The sequence below is a fragment of the Nonomuraea sp. NPDC049646 genome (assembly GCF_044465525.1).
In the GTDB taxonomy this organism is placed as follows: Bacteria; Actinomycetota; Actinomycetes; order Streptosporangiales; family Streptosporangiaceae; genus Nonomuraea.
Window position 1 is genome coordinate 58,949 of record NZ_JBITLU010000029.1, and the last position, 21,278, is coordinate 80,226.

Consider the following 21,278-nt stretch of genomic DNA (forward strand, 5'->3'; position numbering starts at 1 on the left):
CCACGGGGCTATGAACGCTCCTCGATGATCTGATCGATGAGCCCGTACTCCATGGCTGCGGTAGCGGTGAACACGCGATCGTGATCGGTGTCGGCGCGCAGGGTCTCCACCGTCTGGCCGGTGTGCCGTGAAAGTATGCGCTCGATGTCCGCCCGGACACGTACGACCTCGTCGGCCTGCAAGATGAGGTCGGGGATCGCGCCGCGCCCCTGGGCTGCCGGCTGGTGCAGGATGATCCGTGCGTGGGGGAGAGCGGCGCGTTTGCCTTCGGCGCCCGCGGCGAGGAGTACGGCACCCACCGCGACGGCCTGTCCCACACAGGTCGTCGAAACCCGTGGGCGGATATGGCGCATGGTGTCGTAGATCGCGAGCATCGCGCTCGGGTCTCCGCCTTCGCAGTTGATATAGAACTGGATCTCCGCGTCGGGGTTGTCTGATTCCAGGAAAATCAGCTGCGCGATGAGAGCATTCGCGACGCCCGCGTCGATCGCGGTGCCCAGGTAGACGATCCGCTCGGTGAGCAGGTGAGAGTAGACATCCATGATCCGCTCGCCGCGAGGGTTCGAGGCGATGACGTTCGGGATCGTGTATGAGGTCACTGGCCGACTCCTTGGGTGACGCCGAATCCGAGCCGCGGGCGGTTTTGTGGCGCGATTTCGTCGAAGTTCTGCACGATGGCGTCGATGAAGCCGTAGTCCAGTGCTTCCTGTGCCGTGTACCAACGATCGTGCAGAGAATCCTCGAAAATGCGCTCGGCAGGCTGACCCGTGTCCTCGGCGATCAGACCGAGCACCGTGTCGCGCGTATGCCGGAGGTCGCCGGCCTGCAATTCGATGTCGACCGCAGTGCCGCCGATTCCCGCCGAGCCCTGGTGCATCAACACGCGTGAGTGCGGCAGAGCGCGGCGCTTCCCACGGGCCCCCGACGACAGCAGGAACTGCCCGGCACTGTAAGCGATGCCCAGGACGAGGGTCGACACGTCACAGGGAATGAGGCGCATGATGTCGCGGATCGCGAGCATCGACGGGACGGAGCCGCCTGGGGAATGGATCCACAAGGCGATGTCGGACGACGGATCCTGCGTGGCGAGCGCCATCAGCTGGGTGGCCAGCAGGGTCCCGTTGTCGTCGTCGAGAGGGCCGTCGAGAATGAGGACACGCTGCTCATAGAGTTCGCGTCTCATTCGCGTGTTGAACAGCGGAGGTGTCGATTCTTCGCTCATGCGTCCATCTTGGGAGGCGATCCGGGCCGGCGTCGACACGATCTGCCTGGGGCAGATCTGCTGTGAGCAGCGCGAGAGCTCCTGAGCAAGGGCAGCGCGATCGCCGGCCGGTTCGGGGAGCGCGGGCCGGCTGCCGGGCCGGGTTCGATGTTCGAATGGGCACGGTTTCGTTCGGCTCCGCTTGTCGAGGCGAACTTCTGGTGGAGGGAAACTGGCATTGGTGGCCGAGCTGGGCGTGCCGGAGCGGGGTCAGGCTGCTGCCAATATCGCCTTGGTCCTCAGGTCGATCTTGGCGTCTTTTCGATGCTGACCTTTCTGGGTTAGAGCGGCTACCGCTGGTTTTCTGAGAAGTTCTTGCTCAACCCCTTCAGGGCTTCTGGCGGGCTTTCTTGCAGGCCCGCCAGAAGCCCCGTCTTGCATCCTCAGCCGGCGAGGCCAGGTGCCTCCTGGTTGAGGGGTAATGCCGTGACGCCGGCCAGCGTCTCGTTCTGAGGCCGCTGGTGCTTCATGCGTAGCCGCCGCCAGGCGGTGGTCCACGCCTGCAGATCCTCCTCAGAGCCGGAGCATGCCCAGACGAAGGCCCGGACCAGCTTCTCGGGCGGCAGGTGGGAGGACTTCAGGGCCTCACACAGTGTGCTTGCGCCGAACGCGTTGCGAGCACGCCGGACGATTTCCCGATAGCTAGGCTCGCCCGCCCAGATTCGGTACTGCTTGAGCAGTTCCACGAACTCGGCGGGAGTTCGCGCGGACAGCGGATCCGGCTTCAGAACATAGCCGGGAAGGTCTGCCGGCGGTCCGAACGGCATTTCCGGCGGCCCGCTCGCCTCCGCTGGATTCGGCCGTTGACTGCTGAAGCTTCCGATGTGGGACTCTATCGCCGTGGTTGTGGCAGCGGCCCGAGCGACCCCTGCCTCAGCCATCACGCGCTTGTACTGCTGCTCAGTGAGATTGTATTGCTGCTCAGTAAGCCTCAGCCTTTTCTCCGCCTGTGCACGCCGGACATCGGCGTGCGTCAGCTCTTCTTCGGCACGCGCCCGTAGAGCGTCGGTCCGGCCCAGTTCCGCCATCGCGTCCCTGTATCGGGCGTCGGCGTGCACCAAACCGTCTTCGGCACTCGCGCTACGAGCATCGGCATCTGCCAGCTCTCCCTCCGCACGCGCAACCGCACTGTTCTCCCTGGCGTCCAGCGATCCGACTCTCGCATACACCTGGTCGGTTTCTTCGGCCAGGATCCGTACGGCACGCATGCGGTCCTTCTTGGCCGTGGCCAGAGCAAGTGCCGCCTGCTCACGCCCTTCCTCGGCCCTTGCCAGAGCCCGTCCGGAGCGCTTGTGCTGCTTCTCGGCGGCGACCAGGACGCCTAGCGCACGCGCACGATCCTCTTCCGCCGACGCCAGGGTCTGCAACGCTTCTCGCATTCGGAACAACGAGTTGTCCGCCGCTACTTTCCCTGCCTGGCGCTGAGGGTCTTCACCACCCTTGCGAACCACCATTCGCTTAGATCGTCTTCGACCGGGGAAGGAGCTGCTGCGTGGCCTTGACCGCCACCGCCGCAGCGCCCGCGATCAGCGCGAGTACTGCCTCCGGCTCATAACCCAGGCGCAGCAGTGTCACTGTGAACACGATGACGATGATCAGAATGACGACGCCTGCACCTGGGAATCGGAAACGAACGGAGAACATCGAGGGGATCACCTACTTGTTGACGGGCTCGACCACGGAAAAGGCCCCGAAAAGCTTGTGATCCCGTCGGCGCCAACCGTCCGGAATCAGGGGCGTTGAACCAATGATGGCCTATGCCGCACGCCTGCTCGGCTTCCATGGGCGGAGCCGATAAATGCTGGTGGGCGCCGATGTTCGGAGGCGTTCGCCGCTGTTCGGCAGCGTTCGAAGTTGGACGCCACTATTCGCGAGCGTGCGAATATGCCACACATGCTACCGATGTCCATTTTGTACCGCTTCAATGGAGGAAAGTTCGCCTGAGTGTTGGTGAACTTCTCGAAGGGGACTCATCCGTCTCGACCACGGAACACCTCGACCTTGGGGGCCCGCTGCGCCAACAGCGGGCCCCTTCTGTATCACCTTGTGCTGACCGGTCACGGTGCGCTGGTAGGCGTCCTCTTCAAGGGGGCATGAGGTTCGAACGTGGCCACACGAGCTGCCCTCCGCACGACGTGCAGTGCCGGGGGAGCCGTTCCGGTCTGGCCACGCCCACGAGCGCGGTCCGTGAGCGTCGTTACGCGGAGGCTCTCAGGGGTTCGAGGGCGCCCAGGACGAGGTCGAGGCCGAAGACGAACTCCTCCGCCGGGTCGTAGCCGGCGGCGAGGAGCGCCGCGGCGGACTCGTTGAGGAAGGGGAACTCGTCAGAGGGAAGCTGGGGCAGGAAGACGTCCTCGGTCATGTCCGCGAACTCGTCGGCCGTGTCGAACTGCAGGCTGGCCTCCTGCAGGGCGAAACCGTAGACATAGCTGTCGAGCAGCCAGTTGGCGTGCGTCGCCATCAGGACCGAGAAACCGGCCCTCCGCAGGCAGGCGGTGACCGCCTCGCGGTGGCGGAGGTTCGCGGGCCCCGGGGATGTCCGCGACTCCATCAGGCCGATCGCCCACGGGTGGCGCGCGAGAACCTGCCGGGCGGATACCGATCGCCGTCGCATCGCCGACTGCCAGTCGGCCTCTTCGGGCGGGAGCTCGATCTCCTCGAACACGACGTCGATCATGGCGTCCAGCAGCTCTTCCTTGTTCGCCACGTAGTAGTAGAGCGACATCGCGCCCGCGCCGAGCGCGCCGGCCAGCCGGCGCATGCTCAGCCCGTCGACCCCCTCCTGGTCGGCGAGCCGGACCGCCTCGGCCACCACCCGCCGCTTGCTCAGCCCCGCGTCTGACGCGACCTGGCGTCGTTCCCTCGCAGACACGGTTCTCCTCGCTCTCGAACGGCTTGACAATCGTACAGCGTACTACCATAGTACGGCGTACGAAGTACGCTGTACGAACCTGCGAGAGCCGCAGCTCGGACGTGAGGAGGCTTCGGTGGGGATCGAACGCCTGGCGCCGGGGGCGAGTCCGGCCGGGGCGGCGACGATGCGGGCCGCCGTCCATTTCCGCTACGGCCCGCCCTCGGTGCTCAGGTCGTCCGAGGTCGAGCTGCCGCTGCCGGGGCGAGGGGATGTGCTCGTCCGGGTGGGCGCGGCCTCGGTCCATCCTGGCGACCACTTCGTGATGACCGGCGTGCCGTACGTGGTGCGCCTGGTGTACGGGCTCCGCCGGCCGCGCCACGGCATCCCGGGCAGGGACCTCGCCGGCGTGGTGGCAGCGGTCGGGAAGGATGTCACCGCTCTCCGTCCCGGCGACGAGGTGTTCGGCTGGAGCACCGCCGGAACGCTCGCGGAGTACGCCCGCGTCCCGGCGGACAACCTCGTGTCCGCGCCCGCCAATCTGTCGGTCGTGCAGGCGGCGGCGGTGCCCACGTCGGCCATGACGGCGATACAGGCCTTACGCGACGTCGCGAACGTTCGTCCGGGCCAGACGGTGCTGGTCACGGGGGCGTCGGGCGGCGTGGGCTCCTTCGCCGTACAGATCGCCAAGGCGTTGGGCGCAGAGGTGACGGGTGTGTGCAGCACCCGCAACGTCGACCTGGTCCGGTCGCTCGGCGCCGACCAGGTCGTTGACTACACGAGAACCGACTTCACCCTCGCCGGGAAGCGCTACGACGTCATCCTCGACAACGTGGAAGCCCGGCCCCCTCGGCCGGATCGTCAAAGCGCGCGTGCTGTCCGGGTTCACCCGTCAGCGGCTGAAGCCCTTCATATCGATCGAGAAGCGCCAGGACCTGCTCGTCCTGGCCGAACTGCTCACGACCGGGCAGATCACGCCCGTCATCGACCGCGCCTACCCCCTCGACGAGGCAGCCGACGCCCTCCGCCACGTCGCGGCCGGCCACACCCGAGGGAAGGTCGTCGTCACCGTCTGACGGCCGGGCCGGCGAGAACGACCCGACCCGTGCGCATGCACGCCCGACCCTGCCGCCACACCGGCGGACGGACCGCTCCTCTCGAAAGAAGAACCGATGACCGTCGGAACGAAAACCCCGAACGTGCTCGACAACCCGCCGATCCCCGTGCAGGCCAAGCTCGCCGCCGCCTGGACCAGCTTCATGTTCCTCTACATCTACGTCGACTATTTCCACCTCTACAAGCCCGGCGCCGTCGGCGACATCCTGGCCGGCGTCGTCTTCGGGCTCGACATCAGCCCGACGCTGTTGACCATGATGCTCGCGTCCGTGGCGATCCCGGCCCTGATGGTGATGCTCTCCATGACGCTGCCCGCCCGCATGAACCGCGTCACGAACCTCGTCGCCGCATCGCTCTACATCCCCTACTCGGTGGTCAACGCGGCGGGGGAGTCCTGGGACTGGGCCTCCTTCTACGGCCTGTCCATCGGAATCGAGGTGCTGCTCCTGGCCTTCGTCCTGCGCTCCGCCTCGACATGGCCTCGGACCGCTGCGGTCTCGGCCGATCCCGTGACGGCCGGCCTTCGCCAGTAGGCATCCGTAGTCGATTCACAGGTAACCGCACCGGTTCGGCTCAGCGGCGGACGCGGTACCGGATGTGGGTGGCCTCCGGTGTGTCGATCACCTGAACGATCTCCAGTTCGATCTCCGACGGCAGGACGTCGAACAGCCGGTGGCCGGCGCCCAGCAGCACCGGGATGTGATGGATCTGCACCTCGTCCAGCACCCCGGCCTCAAGTGCCTGTCGCACCGTGTAGGCGCCGCCACGCACCTGGACGTCCCGGCCCCCGGCGGCGGCCTTCGCCTGCGCCATCGCGCTTGCGATCCCGTCGTTCACATACGTCACCAGCGGATGACCCTAACGGGCGGCCGGGCTGGGCGGCCGGTGACTGGGGACGAAGATCGGGAGACCGTCGTGATCGCCTCCCCAGTGATCCATGAGTTCGGCGGTCCGCCGCCCTGCCAGGACCGCGCCGGCCGCCTTCCATTCGGCTTGGAACCGCTGGATCGCCTCGGACGACGGACCGGGCTGCGAGCCCGCGTCAGCCCACTTGTGCAGCCGTTCGCCGTCCTCGCCACCGAGATAGTCGTTGGGATCGGCGACGTACCCGTCGAGCGACATCGACATGTCGAGCACTGATTTGGACATGGTCCGCTCCTCGTCTGCGACGGTGTGACTCCTCAGTCACGCCGCCTGCTCCGGCTTCGGCGCACTAACTGTGTCTCGAAGACACTGTGTATCCTGGAGACAGTTTTTACAAGGGGAGGCTGCGATGTCGGCTAACGAGGATCCGACGGCATTGGCCGAACTGTTGTGGGGCCTGCGGAAGCCGCGCACCAGGGGCCCCAGGCCTGCCTTCGACCTCGCGCAGGTGGCCGACGCCGCTGTCAACGTCGCCGATGCCGAGGGCTTGGAAGCGGTCTCGATGCATCGGGTGGCCGCCGAGCTCGGCCTCACCAAAATGGCCCTGTACCGCTATGTCAACGGCAAATCCGAGCTCAGCGCGATCATGGTCGAGGCGGCGGTCGGCACACCCCCCGACCTGAGCGGCCTGACCAACTGGCGGGCCAAGCTGGAAGAGTACGCCCGCCAACTGTCCGCCGCCTGGCGACGCCACCCCTGGCTGCCGTCGATCACCGTGGGCGACCGCGTCATGGGTCCACGCGAAACCGGATGGGCCGAAAGAGCCCTCAGCGCCCTGACCGACACGCCTCTGACCGAACGCGAACGGCTGGACGCGGTCATGCTGGTCTCCCACCACATCCGCGCCACCCACCCGGCCGCCACCCAAGGCACCCAGATCTGGACGAACGGCGGCGCCGCCCCCATCATGCGCGACCTGCTACTTCGCAACGCCGACCGTTTCCCGCTGCTGGCCACCACCATGGCCACCCCCTCGGCCGCCACGACCCAGGAGTTCGGCCTGCACGCCCTCCTCGACGGCCTCGAACACACCATCACCCGACGCACCCGAAACGGCGACGAACCAGCAGCTTCTATGTAAGAAGCAGCGGCGCCCGACCGGGACGGACGGGGTGGTGCGGTCGCTAAGCCGCTGTCGGACAACGACGGGGGACTCGAAGCCATGTCATGGGCCTGTTCGGGGCCCTGGGGGTCTTATTAGCCGGTGTCGTCGCTCTCGGCTCGCGCAGGGGCCGCAGCCCGTCTGCGGGCTGGGATGTGGTGAAGCCATGTCGGTCAGGCCGCCAAGAGTGCCCGATCGGCCCAGTCCGGCTTCGGCCGGCGCACCGTGATCTCGACATCCTTGGACGCCTGGCCACGCCCCAGCCAGCCGAACACCCGACTCAAGGTCAAGGCCGCAGATCAAGCACGATGCGACGAGCCGTGAAGCGGCACAGGCCTGACGGGGGCGCGGGCGCGGCCGATGACTCAGAAGTCGACCAAGCGCATGCTTGAGAGGGTGCGCCGATGGACACGAGGGCGATGGCGTCCGCCTGTCGGGGCGTCATGGCCGGTGCGCCGCTACGCCGTGGTCGGGAACTGGCGGTCCAGTCCGGTGACACGCAGCAGCCGGGCCATTCGCGGTGAGACGCCGCGCAGGGCGAGCGTGACACCCCGTGCCCGCGCCCGGCCTTTCACGCCGATCAGCACGCCGATCCCGCCGGCACCGCAGAAGGTGACCCTGGACACGTCCAGGACGAGCAGGTCGGTGCTGTGATCCAGGGCGCTGATCAGCCGCTGGCGCAGCCGAGCTGTGGTGAAGATGTCAATGTCTCCCGACAGCTGTACGAGAGTCGGCGCCGAGGCGCTCACAGCCTGCGGGGCGATGTCGATGACGGGCATGAAGTTCTCCTCACGGAAGAAGCTGAAGGGTCATGAGAGGCCTGCCTGCCGAGGACCGGCCCGGTGTCAGTTCGGGGACACCCGGTCTGCTCGATCAGGTCATGCAGGTCGTACCGGAGTCGGGCCGGCGAGTGCGCGGGGGCGAGGATGGGCGTCGATGCTCAAGCCTGCGCCGCCTGTGCGGTGAGCTTGGGCGTGGCCTCGGCGGCGCCCGCGGGCCGCCCGCGCGCCGGGATCCGGCGCGGGATGTTCTGCCACATATCGCCATGGATGCCGATGCGGAGCGTGACTTGATCGAGCAGCTCGCCGACCGCGGCGACGAGACCGGGCAACTCGGCGGACGCGTCAGGGGAGGAGGGCCACCGAGCCCTGTCCGCCACGTTTCGCTGATTCGGCGCCGGGTCGATGCTGAGCCGTGCGGGATGAAAGAGAAGTGTCGACATCGTGATCGCCGGGCCTGTCCGGGCCCGTTCAGGGGGCCGGTGGTGGTTCGCCGAAGGCGACGCAGACCTGAGTGCCGACGCTCGAAAAGTCTTCGGTAGTTTCACCCTACCTCACGACTTCCAGGATTCCGTAATTCCCGCAGCGTAAGTGGCTGATATCGCAAGAAAACGGGGGCTGGATCCTCGCCCCGGGACGCATGCCCGTGGAGCGACGATGTGTGGACGGTCAGGGCGTTGGCTGGTCGGGCACGGGCGCCAGGCAGTTCAGGACAATTAGCTGCATGAGGTGACAGAAACCTGGAGGAGGTGATTCGTGACCAGGCGGATGCGCGGCGGGGGGCTGCGTATCACGGGCTGTCGTGTGTGCTAGGGTGAAAGCAGTTGCAGTTGTGGTACCCATAATGAACTTGTGTGCACCTGACGGTATGTGGCCTCGGGTGCATTTTTGTTTTCCGGTCTTCTCCGGGTGTGGGCCTATCTCGGCGACGCGGAATTCGTGCATCGCGGATTTCGGCTTGCACCTGCGAAAAGGAGATCGACATGGCTTCTGGCACCGTGAAGTGGTTCAACGCTGAAAAGGGCTTCGGCTTCATCGAGCAGGACGGCGGCGGCGCCGACGTTTTCGCGCACTACTCCAACATCGTCTCTCAGGGCGGCTACCGCGAGCTGCGGGATGGCCAGAAGGTGGCCTTCGATGTCACCCAGGGCCAGAAGGGCCCGCAGGCCGAGAACATCGTTGCCGCCTGACGAATAGCGCCACGAATCAGGGTTCGCACCTTCACGGGTGCGAACCCTGATTCGTTTCCGGCCTCGTGTTTGTACGTAGGGCGATCGGCAGTACGGGATCTACAGCTGGCACGGCGAATCGAGCATGCCATCTCCGGGACCGAGGCAGAACGTCCGGCCGGCGAACTGACCGCGCTCCTGGAAGCCAGGCTGTGGCACACCAGTGGAAGATCGATGAGAGGACCTGATCAACGACGGGACAGCCCGATCTGCTCAGTGCTCCCAGAACGGTGACCGGCGAGCCGTCGCCGATCCCGCCTCCACTGGCGAGAGCGTGCTGACCGCGCTGGTGCCGCGGCCCGCCGCAGCCCCCTCCCTCGTCGCCTACTCGCACCCACCACGTCCAGTCATGCTGGACGAGACCTTCATCCCCGTTTGGAGGTCAGGCCGCCGGCGGTCGCGTAGCCGTGCTGCGAGTCGCCGCTGACACCCGGACAGGCGGGTCAGCCGCGGTCGAAGGTCTGGACGACGATGAGGCAGGCGAACGCCGCGAGCGCGAGCACGGTCCGGACGAGGTGCAGGTTGAGCCACCGCCGGCGGCTCTCGGCCCAGTCGGCGGGCGCTGAACGGCATCGCCTGAGCGGTCCTCACTCGCGGCCTCATCCGGGCCGGCGACGGTGGAGCCGTGCGCGAGGACGTGGTCGCGGATCTCTGGAGCATCGGCGTCTCGCCCCGGGGCGATGCAAATTCCTGCCTGGCTTCCGGCAAGGACGGCGCTTCGCCCGGAATGGCGGGCAGGTGATGATCGCGGACCTGGACGAGACGTCGGGCCAGGGCCCTCGCCGCCGAGTCCGGCGTCCTCTTCGCGCCGACGGACGTCACCAAGGAGCAGGACGACCAGGCAGCCGTCGAGGCCGCCCTGACCACCTCCGGGAGGCTCGACCTCGTGCATCTCCGAACGGAACGCTCGTCCTCGGGACCCGCCGTAGGGTGCTGAAGATGCCGGACGGCGAGGCGTCGCGCTCCCGACCCTGATGGACTGCGGCGCCGCCGACGCGTTCCTCCAGCTCCGATTCGTCGGACAGCGACAGGGTCCGTGCGGCAGGCGTGATCCCCTGCGCTACCTCGCGCATGATCGTCGGCCCGCACCGCACCTTGGCAGCATGGAGAATCCAACGCACGAAGGGGCAGGAAAATGATCTTTGAAAGTGGCCCGATGCCCGGATCCTTACGTGCGGCCGTGCTGGCAGTGTCGATCCTCCTCTGCGGCTGCTCGGCCACGCCGGCGGCGGCCCCACCGTCCCCGACCGCCCCGGCCAAGCCGACATCCACCCCCATCTGCGACGGCCGGCTGCCGCCCACGGGGCCGGAGAAGACCGCCTACACCGATCGCATCGATGACTGGCAGCTCGCCATGGCCGTCAAGGACGGGTTTCCCGACGACGTGGCGGTCAATCGGGACGGGACAGTCTGGGTGGTCGGCACGGCCGAGGCGCCGGTGAAGCCCTATCTGGACAAGGAACAGGGGTGCCTGGTCACGACCGACACCGAGCGCCGGGGGAAGGTGTGGCGGTACGACGCGGATACGTGGCATGTGGTCGCTCCGCCGCGGAGGTGCTCGGACCACCTGTCCAAGGTCGACGTGACCGAGGACGGCAGCCTCTGGGTGTACGGCAAACGGCTGGAGAAGAATGACCAGGTGTCCTGCGTGGCTCGATGGAACGGCAGCGGATGGGAGGCGCGGACCGTCCGAACGGAGGACCCGGCCGAGGAGGCCAAGGCGCTGACCGTCAGCGGCGCCGATCCGTGGTTCATCGACGCCCGGGGGAGAACCGTCCGGCTGACCAAGGGGAAGCTCTCCGCCCACACACCGGTGGCGGAGGCTGACGTGCTCGCGCGAGGGCATGGGGGCGCGCTCTGGGCGGCGGGGGTCCAGGGTGCACGTCGCCTGCAGCTCGCACGATGGGATCGCGGGCGGTGGCAGCGCGTTCCCGACCTGGCGCTGCCCCATCCGAAGGGAGAGCCGAGGGCCTGGCTCACGTGCGACAGCATGGTCGCGACCGGGCCTGATGACGTCTGGGTGGCCGCCTACTGGACCTGGTACGCGAGCGACGGTTCGGAGCCCGGGCGGCAGGTCCTGGCTCATTGGAACGGCTCGGCCTGGTCGTGGCACACGGGGAAGGTGGCACTGCCGAACAGAGAGGCCGACCTGGCCCCGGATGGGCAGGGTGGCGTCTGGCTCACCTCCCTCGACGACACCGCCCTCGAACACGTCACCGGCCGGCGCCACGAGCGGATCAAGCTACCCGATACGGAGGAGGATTTCGGGCTGGGCATGCGGCTGTCCCAACGTCCTGGCACCCGCGAGGTCTGGGCGCTGAGCCAGGGGAACCTCTGGATCACTCGCAGGGACGCCGGGTCGTGAACGGCTCCATGGCACCGACGCCGGGGTCGACGACATCACCTTCAACGCCACCCTGCGCCGCCTGGCCCGCGCGCACGCTCGCGCCCACGACCTCAAGGAGGCCGACGCCGTCCTGGACCAGCTTGTGGACACCTTCCGCGACAAGCACGTCCCGCCCGGTCCTGGCCACCATCGCCGAACAAGCCGAAACCACCCGCACCCAACTCCACGACCAGGCCTGACACCCGGCCACGGCCGTCCTTGCCGCCTGCCTGAGCGCTACCGCTGATGGTGGCGCTGGCGCTCCTGCGTGAGGCCGGACATCGCATGGGCTTTGCCGTGACCGTCCGGCGGTCCGGCGGTCCGGCCAATCCTGCGCACGCTCGGATGGCACGCCGAAGCCCGGAGGGACGGTGCTGTAGATCGCCCCGCCAACCGCACTGGCCAGCGCGATCCTGGTCGCGGGCATGAAAAATGCCCCGTCCGCATGAACCTTGCGATGTCCGGATCCACCTTGCCGCCGGTCACGCAACGTCCGGACCAACCTTGCGACAGGAGGAAGATCGCCCCATGGACGCCGACGACTTCCGCCCACTGTCTGTTCGACCTGGCAGAGCGGCTGATGCAGAGTCCCTGGTGAATCTTGACTCGGTTGCGAGATCCGATGGCGGCCAGCGGCGCGGCAGCATCGAGCGTTGGTGTCGCGACGGGTCTGTCCTGGTGGCCGACAGTCCCGCTGGGCTGGTCGGCTACTGCGTCGTCGAGTACACCTTCTTCGAGCAGGGCTTCGTGACGATGCTCATGGTGGCCGAGTCCGCCCGGGGGCACGGCATCGGCGCGGAGCTTCTGAAGGCTGCAGCAGCCTCATGCCGAACCGCGAAGCTGTTCACGTCGACGAACTTGTCCAACCATCCCATGCAGCGGCTGCTCCTGCGGGCCGGCTGGCGCGCGGTGGGGATGGTGCACGGCCTCGATGAGGCTGATCCCGAGGTCTTCTACCTCCGCTCTCCCCAGAGCGCCGAAAACGCAGAGTGACTCTGGACGAACGCGGAGACCATTGTGTCGAAGCCACCTGACATCTTGCAGTAGGCCCTGACCAGGATCAGGCTCTTGCCCGGACGAGACAGAGAAACCCCGGCGGGCTGCCGGGGTTGCCTGTCTTGTAACGTCGCGGAGTGACGATGCCCGCGCACTCTCGTTGATCTTGATTGTGATCGTTGCCGAGGGTCGTCCGGCGCGTCGACATCGTCCGAGTGGCTCGACGCCCTACCTCTGCGGATCAGCGAGCGTCCGACCAGGTGAGGGAGCCGCGGCGGCGCAGCCGGAAGGCGACCGCGGACACCCACAGCATCGCGCCGGTCACTCCGACGGCCAGGGTCACCGAACCGCCCGGGCCGCCGCTCATCGTCCAGCCGTTCCCGGCGATGACAGCCGCGCCCGCCACGAAGGACGCGACGGCCGAGCCAGGGGCTCCGGCCCGGGAGAAGTGGCGGCCGAGCACGAAGCAGGCCGCGGCCAGGGCGATGAAGGCGATCGAGCCCGAAGCCATGTGCAGCCCGGCGTGCCAGCTCATCGTCGCGGGCGGGCCCGCGGGGGTGCCGACGGGGAAGCCGTCGCCGGCGTCCATCCGGAAGATCCCCGCGGAGATCATCCCGATGCCGTTGACCAGCAGGAGGCGGGGGAGCCACCGGCCGGGAACGGCCCGGCGCAGCCCGTACGAGCCGGCGATCACCAGCGCGCCGACGACCAGGAAGTCGGCCACCTGGATCCAGCCGAGCGAACCGGTCGACAGCTGGCTGAGCGGGTGGCGGACGATGTCGAAGCCCTCGCGGGTGAGCACCTGGGCCAGGTTGACCACCGTCCACAGGGGGGCGGCGACGGCGCCAGCGGTCAGCAGGCTCCGGGTCGAGGCGGCGGGGGCGGTAGTGGTGGTGATGGCGGTCATGTCCGGTGTCCTTTCGTGTTCTACTGCATACGCGACGAACGGGCGATGTGACAGGGAACGCATATGAGATTTCTGCTGACGAACGTGAGCGAGCGCCGCGACGACGAGACGCTGCACGCCGAGATGGGCAGGTTCATCCAGGAGCTCACCGAGGCGGGCGTGCTGCTCGCGACCGGTGGCATGGAGCTGGGCGGCGCCGTGCTCAAATCCGCGGGCGGCGAGCTGACCGTGACCGACGGGCCCTTCGCCGAGGCCAAGGAGATGGCGGGCGGGTTCGCGCTGATCGAGGTCGGTTCGCGGGAGGAGGCGCTGGAGATCTCGCGGCGCTTCTTCGCGGTCGTCGGCGACGGCGAGTGCCACATGCGCCAGATCTACTGATGGACGCCGTCACGGCGGTCTGGCGGGAGGAGTCCGCGCGGATCGTCGCCGGGCTGGCCCGGATGCTCGGCGACGTGGGCCTGGCCGAGGAGTTCGCCCAGGACGCGCTGGTCGCCGCGCTGGAGACCTGGCCGCGTGACGGCGTACCGGACAGGCCGGGCGCGTGGCTGACGACCGCCGCCAAGCGCCGCGCCCTCGACCACCTGCGCCGGACCCGGCGGCACGATCAGGCGCTCCGCGACCTTGAGCCCGAGCGGCCCGGAGAGCGCGAACGACCGGAGCAGGCCGAGGTCGGCGACGACGTGTTGCGGCTGATGTTCGTCTCCAGCCATCCGGTGCTGCCCGCCGAGGAGCGGACCGCGCTGACCCTGCGGCTGCTCGGCGGCCTGACCACCGCGGAGATCGCCCGCGCGTTCCTGGTGCGGGAGGCCGTCGTGGCCGGACGCGTCGCGCGCGCCAAGCGCACGCTCGCCGAGGAGGGGGTGCCGTTCGAGCTGCCGAGGGGGCCCGAGCTGGCGGTACGGCTGGCGTCCGTGCTGGAGGTCATCTACCTGATCTTCAACGAGGGCTACTCGGCCACGGCGGGTGAGGACCTGATGCGGCCCGCCCTGGCGCTGGAGGCGTTGCGGCTCGGGCGGCTGCTGGCCGGGCTGGCGCCGGGCGAGTCCGAGGTGCACGGGCTGGTGGCGTTGATGGAGATCCAGCAGTCGCGCGCGGACGCCCGTACCGGGCCGTCGGGGGAGCCGGTGCAACTGCACGAGCAGGACCGGGGACGGTGGAACCGGGAGCTGATCGCGTCCGGGTTCGCCTCCATGCTGAGGGCGCGGGCGGCCGGCGGAGGGCTCGGCCCGTACGTCCTGCAGGCGGCGATCGCGGTGTGTCACGCGCAGGCGGCCGGCGCGGCCGACACGGACTGGGACCAGATCGCGGCCCTCTACGGCGCGCTGGCACGGCTGCTGCCCTCGCCGGTGGTCCGGCTCAACCAGGCGGTCGCCGTCGGCATGGCGGACGGGCCGGAGGCGGGGCTGGCGCTGGTGGACTCGCTGCTGTCGGACCCGGCGCTGCGGGACTACCCGCCGCTGTCGGCCGTCCACGGCGACCTGCTGGCGCGGGCGGGGCGCGACGCCGAGGCCGCGACGGCGTTCGAGCGGGCCGCCGCCCTCACCCGCAACACCGCCGAACGCGCCTTCCTCCTCACCCGTGCCGCCCGCCACCGCACCGCCTCCTCCCTCGCCCGTGCCGCCCGCCACCGCACCACCTCCTTCCTCGCCCGTACGGCGGGCGTCCTGGACGCGTCCCCGCTCGGCGAGGCCGCGGACCGGTTCCTGGCGCGTACGGACCTGGACGCCGGGACGATCCGGTCGTACGGGCAGACGTTGCGGCGGCTGCGCCTGGACCTGGGGGTCGCCACGCCGCTGGCCGAGATCACCCCCGCCCTCGTGGCCAGAGTCTTCGCCGCCGCGTGGAGCACGGCCGCGCCCAGGACCTGGAACCGGCACCGCGCGGCCGTACGGTCGTTCAGCGCCTGGGCGGGCCTCGCCGACCTGTCGGCCGAGCTGCCCAGGAAGCACGACGACCGCAGGAGACGCCCCGCCGTCGCCGATCAGACCCTGGCCGCGCTCTGGCGGCACCCGTCGCCGCGGGAGAGGGCGCTGTGGCGGCTGGTGCACGAATCGGGCGCCCCGGCCGCCGCCGTCCTCGCGCTCGACGTCGAGGACCTCGACCTGCCCGCCCGCCGCGCCGCCACGATCACGTGGGGCGACGGCGCCGCGGCCCTGCTGGAGGAGCTGGTCGCGGGCCGGACCTGCGGCCCGCTCTTCCTGGCCGACCGCAGGCCCGCCCCCGCCCGGACGCCGGACCCGGCCGACCTGTGCCCCGAGACCGGCAGAGGCCGCCTGTCGTACGAACGCGCCGAGTACCTGTTCAAGCGGGCCTCGGGCGGTTACACCCTGCACCAGCTCGCAGCGTCCGCACGCCGATCGGCACCCGCACCACGCACAGCAACGCGGTGACCGCCACGTCGGGCAGCGCGCTCTCCTTCAGCACGCCCATCCAGGTCGGTCAGGTCGCGGGCTGGCTGCGTTGATGCGGGGGCTGGTGCGGCCGGTGCCCGTTGTAGTGGATCAGATGCTCCTGGAGCACGGGAGTCAGCTGGCGTTTTTTGCGGATCAGGACGAGGTCCAGGAGCTCGCGGCTCCGAAATCGCCTCACAGCACCGCACCGCGGCGCACCGCCGAACCGCTGCTCTCTGCCCCCCGCCTCCCAGCCGGTGTATGGGCAAGCTGACGCCCCTGCCCTTCGGGGAGGGGCGTCGCCGTGTCGGAGAGGAGGGCGGGGCCTCAGCCGACCGTGATCGTGCCGTACGCGTAGGCAGTGAAGCCGTTCTCGTCCCCATTGTGCCGACGGCCGGTCATGACCTGCCCCGGACCCGCCTCCGTGGAGTGGTTGCTCTCCTTCATCAACTCGGTCCAGTAGCGAGAGGTGAGCCGCAGCTCGCTTCCGCGCCAGCGCAGCGTGCCGTACTTGTGGCGGGTGTCACCATTCTCGTCCCCCAAGTGCTGCCTGCCGACGATGACCTGGTCACCGGAGCCTAGGAAGTACGAGTTGCTCTCCTTCTGCCTGGTATTCCAATTCCAGTTCTCATGCAGTACGGAGACTCGTTCACCGTCGATGTAGATCCGGCCGCACTGGTTCATGGTCCAGTCGGTCTCGTCCCCATAGTGGGCCCGGCCGATCAGCACCTCGTCCTGCGGGCACTCGAATATGCTGTCCGGCTCCTTGAGGCGAATGAAACTTCCGTAGAAGACCTCGATGTTCGGTGTCGCGGCCTCGAATACCGCCGCATTTTTGGCTACCACCGCTGACGCGGGCGCTGAGGTCAGGGCGGCCAGGGCGGCCGCCGCTGTCGCGACGGTCAGGGCCTTCTTGTACATGTTCATGTCCTTCAGGTTTGTGTCCTGCTTCGCGCGACGTGCGCCTAGAGCACGTGTGCCGGCGGATCACCTCGTCGCTTCCGCGGCAAGGTCGCAGACGGCACTAAAGATCGTCTTGGAGCCGGCTTGCGGCCTGTGCGATGCCAGAACGCTGACATCGCTGCTGAGCTGGGCGTTTGCCGGGCGATCAGGCTGCTCTGTGGTACTCGTTGACCAGTCCCGTGACGGCCCTTGGCCAAGGTCGTGCCCATGACGGGCGGAGGTAACGGCCTTGATGCGGGCGATGATGGGTTGAAACGGCGCTCGTCCTCGGGCGTCCCCGGATCGCGCTGGCGTGAAGCGTCAACCAGCCGAACAATCGGACCATCAGCAGACGCCGCAGGCGGAGAAACGCGAGTGCCGGGGGATAGAAGGCCAGGCCAGATGCAATAGACGGGTTTCGGCGCCGCACACGCAACCGAGCCGGACCCGAGCGGCGTGCTATTTCGGCGGTGGTGGTTTGCGCTTGGTCTTGATGCCCAAGCGCTTCCTGAGCCACTTCACGCCCCCGCAAAAGGCCGGGATGACCGGTAACGCCAGAACTGCGGACCCCCACCCTTGCTGGATGCACACGTTGCTGATCGCCAGAACGAGCAGAGGCCCAAGAACGACCCATGTGCGGAGGTGGCTCCTGAGCGTCCAATACAGGAAGATCTGAATGCGACGCATCAGGAAGGCGTGGGGTCGGAGAGCAAATCGGAGTTGGGTCACCTTTCCGAGCTGGCGCAGCGCGTATTTCAGCTGCACGAACTGGCCCGTGCGGGTCTTGGCCAGGAAATGCAGTTCCGCGCGCCATTCCTCCAGGTAGCGGTCCCGGGCCGCGGAAGGTAGGAGGCGCGCCTGTAGCTGGAGCAAACGTAGAGCTGGTGAAGCGAGGTGATTCAGTTCCCGCCGTTCGGTTGGTTGAGCCGAGAGCTTGCGCACCAGGGCGAGGGAGGCGTCGAGGTTCAGGTTGAGCTTGCGGGTGTCGTCTCGCCCGCTGCCGAGGTGGTAGGAGGAGTTGCCGTGCATGGTCAGGCTCAACGACTGAGCCAGCAAGACCGCGTGCGAGGCCGCTCTTTCCAGGTAGACGGTGAGCTGACTGTCGATTTCCAGAGGCAGCGACCGCTGCATCGTGCAACGCAGTGCGCGTGCGAGCAGGATGGCCTGACCAAGAAGCTCCTTGAGCGTGCCAGGGCTTTCATCCACCTGCTTGATGAGGTTGATCTCGATGTAGGCGCCAACGTCCGAGTAGTACGTCAGGTCTCGTTGGAGTTCGCGCGCATACGTATAGGCAGACGAATCCTCTGCCTGTTCAACATGCGCCCCCAGAGCGGCGATGTTGTGAGAAGGGGTGACGTCGCCATCGGTCATGCCAGGTCACCGAGATGCCGGGGCTGACTCATCGAGCTCGATTTTGCGATCTTGGCCTGGGCCTGCGCCAGGGCGATGCGTGCTTGTTCGGCGCCGTCAGTGGTGAGCTTGTAATAGCGACGGCGCGGCCGGCCGACCTCACGGGGATCCACATCCTCGAAGTGGCTCTCAAGCCATCCGACGTGCTCGAAGCGGGCGAGAATGGGATGGATGGTGCCCGGTTGCAGTCCAGCGGCGGCGCAGATCTCCAGCCCGTACATCTCGCGTGTCGGCACCTGAAGGAGAGCGCGAAGAACCAATTGGGTCGGCACCGTCATCCGAGGAGTTGCACCCATGCAGGAACTCTAACTAGGGGTGAGCGGCCAGGTACTCCCTTTCGGCAATTCACCTCCGCCGGCCATCGCGAACTGCACCAACTGCTCATCTTGATGCCGCGCGCCACAAGCCGGAGGGACCTTCGGCGCCTTGGCAGTCGGTCACATGGCCCGCGTCGAGCGGCGCGGACGTCGACCTGCGGCTGTGCCGTTCCAGGGACCGGACAGAACCGCTGTTCTGTCCGGTCAGCGCTTACCTGACGGCTGGGGACGGCTTCGGGCGAAGGACGCCGGGTGGCGACGGCCGGCGCGCGTCACCGGACCGGGCGGACGCCCTTCGCGATCTTCCGCAACTCACCCACGGCGTCGATCTCCTTGGCGTACTCGGGGCCGATGAGCACCTTGACGGCCAGGTCCTTGCGGAGCTTCCAGGTGACCGTGGGCGTGATCGGGCCGCCGGCGGCCCCCGAGTCGCCGTCCTTGGACAGTCGTGCGGGGTGGCCGCCGAGGTCCACCGTCTCGGCCCGCGATTCCGGCAGGAAGTCGTACAGGGCGTCCGCGGACGCGCCATGGGCCACGATCACCTGGACGGCGTAGCCGGCTTGCTGGAGGCCCGGCTTCCGGAAGCTGGTGGTGTAGCTCTTGCCGGGGCCGATCACATCGTCCTTCGACCATTTGCCCCATTCGAGCCCGTCCGGGAGGTAAGTGAGCTGGATGCCGCCGAACTTGCGCCCGTCGCCGAGGTCCCCCAGGGCCCGCGGCGTCGGCGCGGGCGGCAACTGGACGTGGAGCGTGACCGTACTGCCCCACGCGACGACCTTGCCGGCGGCCGGTTCCTGCGTGCCCACCAGGCCGTTGTCGCTCCGCATCCCGGCGAGCGCGACCTTCAGCCCGGCGTCGTGGAGCGCCTTCGCCGCCTCGGTGGCGCGCCGGCCCGTCACGTCGGGCACGGTCACGTCGTTGCGCATCACGACCTGGTTCTGGCCGGTGTCGGCGGGTTCGCCGGGATTCAGCATCACCGGCACCGTCACGGCCACGGCCGCCGTGACGATCGCCGCCCCCGCCACGCGGAGCCTGGTCACGCGGGCGCGGTGTCTCCGGCGTACGGCACTGCCCACTCCGGGTCCGGCCTGAACCTCGGCGACGTGCGCAGCCATGGCGTCGGCGAGGTCGTCCTCGATCGTCATCTCGTCACTTCCCTTGCGACATCCATGTTCTGGCGGATCCTGGCGAGCCCGCGCGCGGCCTGGCTCTTGACCGTCCCGACCGAGCAGCCGAGCAGGGTCGCGGTGGCCTGCTCGGACTGGTCCTCCCAGTAGCGCAGGACGAGCACGGCGCGCATCCTGGGCGGCAGCCTGCGCAACTCGCCGATGAGCGCGTCGCGCAGGTCGAGGTCGGGGGAGTCGGCGGCGGTCTCGGGCGGCCGGGCGAACATGATCTCCTGGACGACCCTGCGCCGCCTCGCCCTGCTGATCGCCGCGTTCACGACGACCTCGAAGAGCCGAGGTCGGATGACGACGACGCCGTCCGTGCGCAGGGACGCCTGCTCCGGCGGCGAAGGGGACAGCAGGTCGGCCGGCACCTCGTCGGTGTGCTCGCCCAGCTCGGGAGCAGCCAACGGCGGGACCTGGCAGCCGCCGGCGCCAGGCTGGCCCAGCGGGCCATCACTACCCCAGAGACTGGGGGAGCCTTCGCGCTCTCGTAAGCTACAACATCATTTCGTTACTGATAGTGATGAGCCAAGTGCTCAACGTTCATGATGGGTGGGCAGCACCTGCTGCCCTTGGACCCCCGGAAGGAACCGCAATCGTGCGACGCACACTGACCACCTTGGCTGCATTCGCCGCAGCCGCCGCACTCACCATCACCGTCCCCGGGGGCCCCGCCTTCGCCATCGACCACGTCGAATGCCGGGGCGGCGAGAACTTCCTGAAGATCTGGTCACACTCCGGCGGACGCCAGAGCGTTGACTGCTACGCCAACAGGGGCAGGACGGACTTCGGCGGATGGTGGGTCGACCGGATCTCCACCGGCAACAACGATCTGATCTACTACGACGCCAACGGCGACTCGGTGAGGATCACTCGCTGGACCGAGATCAGCTTCCCGAATCGCCCTCCGAAGGTGGCCTCCATCGAGATCCTGTGAGACGTCGCCGTCCGGATCTCGGACAGGTCGGCCTGCTCGACGTGGTCGGGGGCGGGGAACAGCTTGTCCAGGCGGGCTGCTGTGACGGCGCGATCGCCGCAGCGCGCGGCCTTGCGGCGCTCCAGCCGCCGGGCGGGGTGGTCGCCGGCAGGTCCTTGCGCTGGGCCCCGGCGGCGAAGCTGAACCGCGATGTCAGGTACGTCCGTGCCATCCGGCGCGCGGACGGCACGGACGTACCGAACCTTGTGACTTACCAGTTGGCGTCGCTGATGGGCTCCAGCCGGAACTTCTCGTTGTCCTGGTTACCGGAGTCGTACTGGTTCACGCTGGCGCCGTAGTCGAGGCTGGCGTTCTCGATGGCCAGTACCTTGCCTGAGTGCTTGACCACGATGCGGACGTAGCCGTCGCCGGCGTCGCGCAGTTCGAACTTCTCGTTGTCTTGGTGGCCGGAGTCGTACTGGTTCAGGCTGGCGCCGTAGTCGAGGCTGGCGTTCTCGATGGCCAGTACCTTGCCTGAGTGCTTGACCACGATGCGGACGTAGCCGTCGCCGGCGTCGCGCAG

At 68.2% G+C, this 21,278-nt stretch carries 25 protein-coding genes and 1 pseudogene; 10 read left to right on the forward strand and 16 right to left on the reverse strand.

The genetic code is table 11. The features are described from left to right. Window positions 1–8 precede the first annotated feature (8 nt). The 5 genes from ACIBQ8_RS48365 to ACIBQ8_RS48385 form a co-directional block, all read right to left on the reverse strand. Window positions 9–599, reverse strand: coding sequence for an ATP-dependent Clp protease proteolytic subunit (locus ACIBQ8_RS48365; protein ID WP_344473378.1), 591 nt, complete (start codon window positions 597–599; stop codon window positions 9–11). Next, complete coding sequence (locus ACIBQ8_RS48370; protein ID WP_397195569.1) at window positions 596–1,222, reverse strand: ClpP family protease; 627 nt, start codon at window positions 1,220–1,222, stop codon at window positions 596–598. The genes ACIBQ8_RS48365 and ACIBQ8_RS48370 overlap by 4 nt, the downstream gene beginning before the upstream one ends. Before the next feature lie 422 nt (window positions 1,223–1,644). Then, complete coding sequence (locus tag ACIBQ8_RS48375) at window positions 1,645–2,715, reverse strand: hypothetical protein (protein WP_397195570.1); 1,071 nt, start codon at window positions 2,713–2,715, stop codon at window positions 1,645–1,647. Between the two features lie 4 nt (window positions 2,716–2,719). After that, window positions 2,720–2,845, reverse strand: coding sequence for a hypothetical protein (locus tag ACIBQ8_RS48380; protein ID WP_397169178.1), 126 nt, complete (start codon window positions 2,843–2,845; stop codon window positions 2,720–2,722). Between the two features lie 613 nt (window positions 2,846–3,458). Beyond that, entirely contained in the window at window positions 3,459–4,133 is a 675-nt protein-coding gene (locus ACIBQ8_RS48385; RefSeq protein ID WP_397169176.1) for a TetR/AcrR family transcriptional regulator C-terminal domain-containing protein, read from the reverse strand. Between the two features lie 166 nt (window positions 4,134–4,299). On the opposite strand from ACIBQ8_RS48385, the pseudogene ACIBQ8_RS48390 reads away from it, so the two are divergent. The 3 genes and pseudogenes from ACIBQ8_RS48390 to ACIBQ8_RS48400 form a co-directional block, all read left to right on the forward strand. Continuing rightward, window positions 4,300–4,887 (forward strand): annotated as a pseudogene (locus tag ACIBQ8_RS48390) (NAD(P)-dependent alcohol dehydrogenase); the annotation flags it as partial. Window positions 4,888–4,984: 97 nt separating this feature from the next. Further along, window positions 4,985–5,188, forward strand: a complete 204-nt coding sequence (locus ACIBQ8_RS48395) for a zinc-binding dehydrogenase (protein WP_397195571.1) — start codon at window positions 4,985–4,987, stop codon at window positions 5,186–5,188. A 96-nt stretch (window positions 5,189–5,284) separates the two neighbouring features. Then, entirely contained in the window at window positions 5,285–5,761 is a 477-nt protein-coding gene (locus ACIBQ8_RS48400) for a DUF6326 family protein (protein WP_397195572.1), read from the forward strand. Window positions 5,762–5,801: 40 nt separating this feature from the next. Here ACIBQ8_RS48400 and ACIBQ8_RS48405 read toward each other — a convergent pair whose 3' ends face one another. Both ACIBQ8_RS48405 and ACIBQ8_RS48410 read right to left on the reverse strand, forming a co-directional pair. Further along, window positions 5,802–6,074 (reverse strand): dihydrofolate reductase family protein, encoded by a 273-nt coding sequence (locus tag ACIBQ8_RS48405; RefSeq protein WP_397195573.1) that lies wholly within the window; start codon window positions 6,072–6,074, stop codon window positions 5,802–5,804. A 12-nt stretch (window positions 6,075–6,086) separates the two neighbouring features. Beyond that, window positions 6,087–6,377, reverse strand: coding sequence for a hypothetical protein (locus tag ACIBQ8_RS48410; RefSeq protein WP_397195574.1), 291 nt, complete (start codon window positions 6,375–6,377; stop codon window positions 6,087–6,089). A 124-nt stretch (window positions 6,378–6,501) separates the two neighbouring features. Between ACIBQ8_RS48410 and ACIBQ8_RS48415 the strand changes: the two genes are divergently transcribed. Further along, a complete protein-coding gene (locus ACIBQ8_RS48415; protein ID WP_397195575.1) occupies window positions 6,502–7,233 on the forward strand; it encodes a TetR/AcrR family transcriptional regulator in 732 nt (243 codons plus the stop codon). Window positions 7,234–7,712: 479 nt separating this feature from the next. Here ACIBQ8_RS48415 and ACIBQ8_RS48420 read toward each other — a convergent pair whose 3' ends face one another. Together ACIBQ8_RS48420 and ACIBQ8_RS48425 are read right to left on the reverse strand one after the other, a co-directional pair. After that, on the reverse strand, window positions 7,713–8,033 hold the full coding sequence (locus ACIBQ8_RS48420) for an STAS domain-containing protein (protein ID WP_397195576.1): 321 nt from the start codon (window positions 8,031–8,033) through the stop codon (window positions 7,713–7,715). A gap of 161 nt (window positions 8,034–8,194) precedes the next feature. Beyond that, window positions 8,195–8,476, reverse strand: a complete 282-nt coding sequence (locus tag ACIBQ8_RS48425; protein WP_397195577.1) for a DUF5994 family protein — start codon at window positions 8,474–8,476, stop codon at window positions 8,195–8,197. 540 nt (window positions 8,477–9,016) lie between these two features. Here ACIBQ8_RS48425 and ACIBQ8_RS48430 point away from each other — a divergent pair. The 3 genes from ACIBQ8_RS48430 (at window position 9,017) to ACIBQ8_RS48440 (ending at window position 12,641) form a co-directional block, all read left to right on the forward strand. After that, entirely contained in the window at window positions 9,017–9,223 is a 207-nt protein-coding gene (locus ACIBQ8_RS48430; RefSeq protein ID WP_370019072.1) for a cold-shock protein, read from the forward strand. A gap of 1,393 nt (window positions 9,224–10,616) precedes the next feature. Next, window positions 10,617–11,627: a hypothetical protein gene (locus ACIBQ8_RS48435; protein ID WP_397195578.1), complete on the forward strand. Its 1,011-nt coding sequence runs from the start codon at window positions 10,617–10,619 to the stop codon at window positions 11,625–11,627. Between the two features lie 549 nt (window positions 11,628–12,176). Further along, window positions 12,177–12,641 (forward strand): GNAT family N-acetyltransferase, encoded by a 465-nt coding sequence (locus tag ACIBQ8_RS48440; protein ID WP_397169162.1) that lies wholly within the window; start codon window positions 12,177–12,179, stop codon window positions 12,639–12,641. Between the two features lie 244 nt (window positions 12,642–12,885). On the opposite strand, the gene ACIBQ8_RS48445 is transcribed toward ACIBQ8_RS48440, so the two are convergent. Next, window positions 12,886–13,551, reverse strand: coding sequence for a DUF998 domain-containing protein (locus ACIBQ8_RS48445; protein WP_397195579.1), 666 nt, complete (start codon window positions 13,549–13,551; stop codon window positions 12,886–12,888). A 63-nt stretch (window positions 13,552–13,614) separates the two neighbouring features. Here ACIBQ8_RS48445 and ACIBQ8_RS48450 point away from each other — a divergent pair, with 63 nt between their 5' ends. Both ACIBQ8_RS48450 and ACIBQ8_RS48455 read left to right on the forward strand, forming a co-directional pair. After that, window positions 13,615–13,929, forward strand: a complete 315-nt coding sequence (locus ACIBQ8_RS48450) for a YciI family protein (protein WP_397195580.1) — start codon at window positions 13,615–13,617, stop codon at window positions 13,927–13,929. Beyond that, window positions 13,929–15,941 carry a sigma-70 family RNA polymerase sigma factor gene (locus ACIBQ8_RS48455; RefSeq protein WP_397195581.1) on the forward strand — a complete coding sequence of 671 codons (2,013 nt, stop codon included), beginning with the start codon at window positions 13,929–13,931 and terminating at the stop codon, window positions 15,939–15,941. Before ACIBQ8_RS48450 ends, ACIBQ8_RS48455 begins: the two co-directional genes overlap by 1 nt. 327 nt (window positions 15,942–16,268) lie before the next feature. Here ACIBQ8_RS48455 and ACIBQ8_RS48460 read toward each other — a convergent pair whose 3' ends face one another. The 5 genes from ACIBQ8_RS48460 to ACIBQ8_RS48480 all read right to left on the reverse strand — a co-directional run bounded on the left by ACIBQ8_RS48460 (window position 16,269) and on the right by ACIBQ8_RS48480 (window position 20,186). Next, window positions 16,269–16,868, reverse strand: coding sequence for a hypothetical protein (locus tag ACIBQ8_RS48460; RefSeq protein WP_397195582.1), 600 nt, complete (start codon window positions 16,866–16,868; stop codon window positions 16,269–16,271). Window positions 16,869–17,342: 474 nt separating this feature from the next. Then, the gene (locus ACIBQ8_RS48465) at window positions 17,343–18,254 is read right to left on the reverse strand and encodes a hypothetical protein (protein ID WP_397169155.1); all 912 of its coding nucleotides are present in this window, start codon (window positions 18,252–18,254) and stop codon (window positions 17,343–17,345) included. Continuing rightward, window positions 18,251–18,571, reverse strand: a complete 321-nt coding sequence (locus tag ACIBQ8_RS48470) for a PadR family transcriptional regulator (protein WP_397195583.1) — start codon at window positions 18,569–18,571, stop codon at window positions 18,251–18,253. Before ACIBQ8_RS48470 ends, ACIBQ8_RS48465 begins: the two co-directional genes overlap by 4 nt. 311 nt (window positions 18,572–18,882) lie before the next feature. Beyond that, entirely contained in the window at window positions 18,883–19,755 is an 873-nt protein-coding gene (locus tag ACIBQ8_RS48475) for a PASTA domain-containing protein (protein WP_397195584.1), read from the reverse strand. Next, complete coding sequence (locus ACIBQ8_RS48480) at window positions 19,752–20,186, reverse strand: sigma factor-like helix-turn-helix DNA-binding protein (RefSeq protein ID WP_397195585.1); 435 nt, start codon at window positions 20,184–20,186, stop codon at window positions 19,752–19,754. Before ACIBQ8_RS48480 ends, ACIBQ8_RS48475 begins: the two co-directional genes overlap by 4 nt. A gap of 191 nt (window positions 20,187–20,377) precedes the next feature. Here ACIBQ8_RS48480 and ACIBQ8_RS48485 point away from each other — a divergent pair, with 191 nt between their 5' ends. Further along, window positions 20,378–20,716, forward strand: coding sequence for a beta/gamma crystallin domain-containing protein (locus tag ACIBQ8_RS48485; RefSeq protein WP_397169147.1), 339 nt, complete (start codon window positions 20,378–20,380; stop codon window positions 20,714–20,716). Between the two features lie 250 nt (window positions 20,717–20,966). Here the strand turns inward: ACIBQ8_RS48485 and ACIBQ8_RS48490 are convergent. Then, on the reverse strand, window positions 20,967–21,278 hold a 312-nt coding region (locus tag ACIBQ8_RS48490), incomplete at its 5' end, for an RICIN domain-containing protein (RefSeq protein WP_397195586.1).

Excerpts from the sequence above, each read along its gene's own strand:
- ACIBQ8_RS48415 (WP_397195575.1), top strand. The coding sequence starts at position 6,502 with ATGTCGGCTAACGAGGATCCGACGGCATTGGCCGAACTGTTGTGGGGC.
- ACIBQ8_RS48455 (WP_397195581.1), top strand. The coding sequence starts at position 13,929 with ATGGACGCCGTCACGGCGGTCTGGCGGGAGGAGTCCGCGCGGATCGTC.
- ACIBQ8_RS48410 (WP_397195574.1), bottom strand. The coding sequence starts at position 6,377 with ATGTCCAAATCAGTGCTCGACATGTCGATGTCGCTCGACGGGTACGTC.
- ACIBQ8_RS48450 (WP_397195580.1), top strand. The coding sequence starts at position 13,615 with ATGAGATTTCTGCTGACGAACGTGAGCGAGCGCCGCGACGACGAGACG.
- ACIBQ8_RS48430 (WP_370019072.1), top strand. The coding sequence starts at position 9,017 with ATGGCTTCTGGCACCGTGAAGTGGTTCAACGCTGAAAAGGGCTTCGGC.
- ACIBQ8_RS48465 (WP_397169155.1), bottom strand. The coding sequence starts at position 18,254 with ATGACCGATGGCGACGTCACCCCTTCTCACAACATCGCCGCTCTGGGG.
- ACIBQ8_RS48435 (WP_397195578.1), top strand. The coding sequence starts at position 10,617 with ATGGCCGTCAAGGACGGGTTTCCCGACGACGTGGCGGTCAATCGGGAC.
- ACIBQ8_RS48470 (WP_397195583.1), bottom strand. The coding sequence starts at position 18,571 with ATGACGGTGCCGACCCAATTGGTTCTTCGCGCTCTCCTTCAGGTGCCG.
- ACIBQ8_RS48475 (WP_397195584.1), bottom strand. The coding sequence starts at position 19,755 with ATGACGATCGAGGACGACCTCGCCGACGCCATGGCTGCGCACGTCGCC.
- ACIBQ8_RS48370 (WP_397195569.1), bottom strand. The coding sequence starts at position 1,222 with ATGAGCGAAGAATCGACACCTCCGCTGTTCAACACGCGAATGAGACGC.
- ACIBQ8_RS48440 (WP_397169162.1), top strand. The coding sequence starts at position 12,177 with ATGGACGCCGACGACTTCCGCCCACTGTCTGTTCGACCTGGCAGAGCG.
- ACIBQ8_RS48375 (WP_397195570.1), bottom strand. The coding sequence starts at position 2,715 with ATGGTGGTTCGCAAGGGTGGTGAAGACCCTCAGCGCCAGGCAGGGAAA.
- ACIBQ8_RS48400 (WP_397195572.1), top strand. The coding sequence starts at position 5,285 with ATGACCGTCGGAACGAAAACCCCGAACGTGCTCGACAACCCGCCGATC.
- ACIBQ8_RS48460 (WP_397195582.1), bottom strand. The coding sequence starts at position 16,868 with ATGAACATGTACAAGAAGGCCCTGACCGTCGCGACAGCGGCGGCCGCC.
- ACIBQ8_RS48425 (WP_397195577.1), bottom strand. The coding sequence starts at position 8,476 with ATGTCGACACTTCTCTTTCATCCCGCACGGCTCAGCATCGACCCGGCG.
- ACIBQ8_RS48445 (WP_397195579.1), bottom strand. The coding sequence starts at position 13,551 with ATGACCGCCATCACCACCACTACCGCCCCCGCCGCCTCGACCCGGAGC.
- ACIBQ8_RS48420 (WP_397195576.1), bottom strand. The coding sequence starts at position 8,033 with ATGCCCGTCATCGACATCGCCCCGCAGGCTGTGAGCGCCTCGGCGCCG.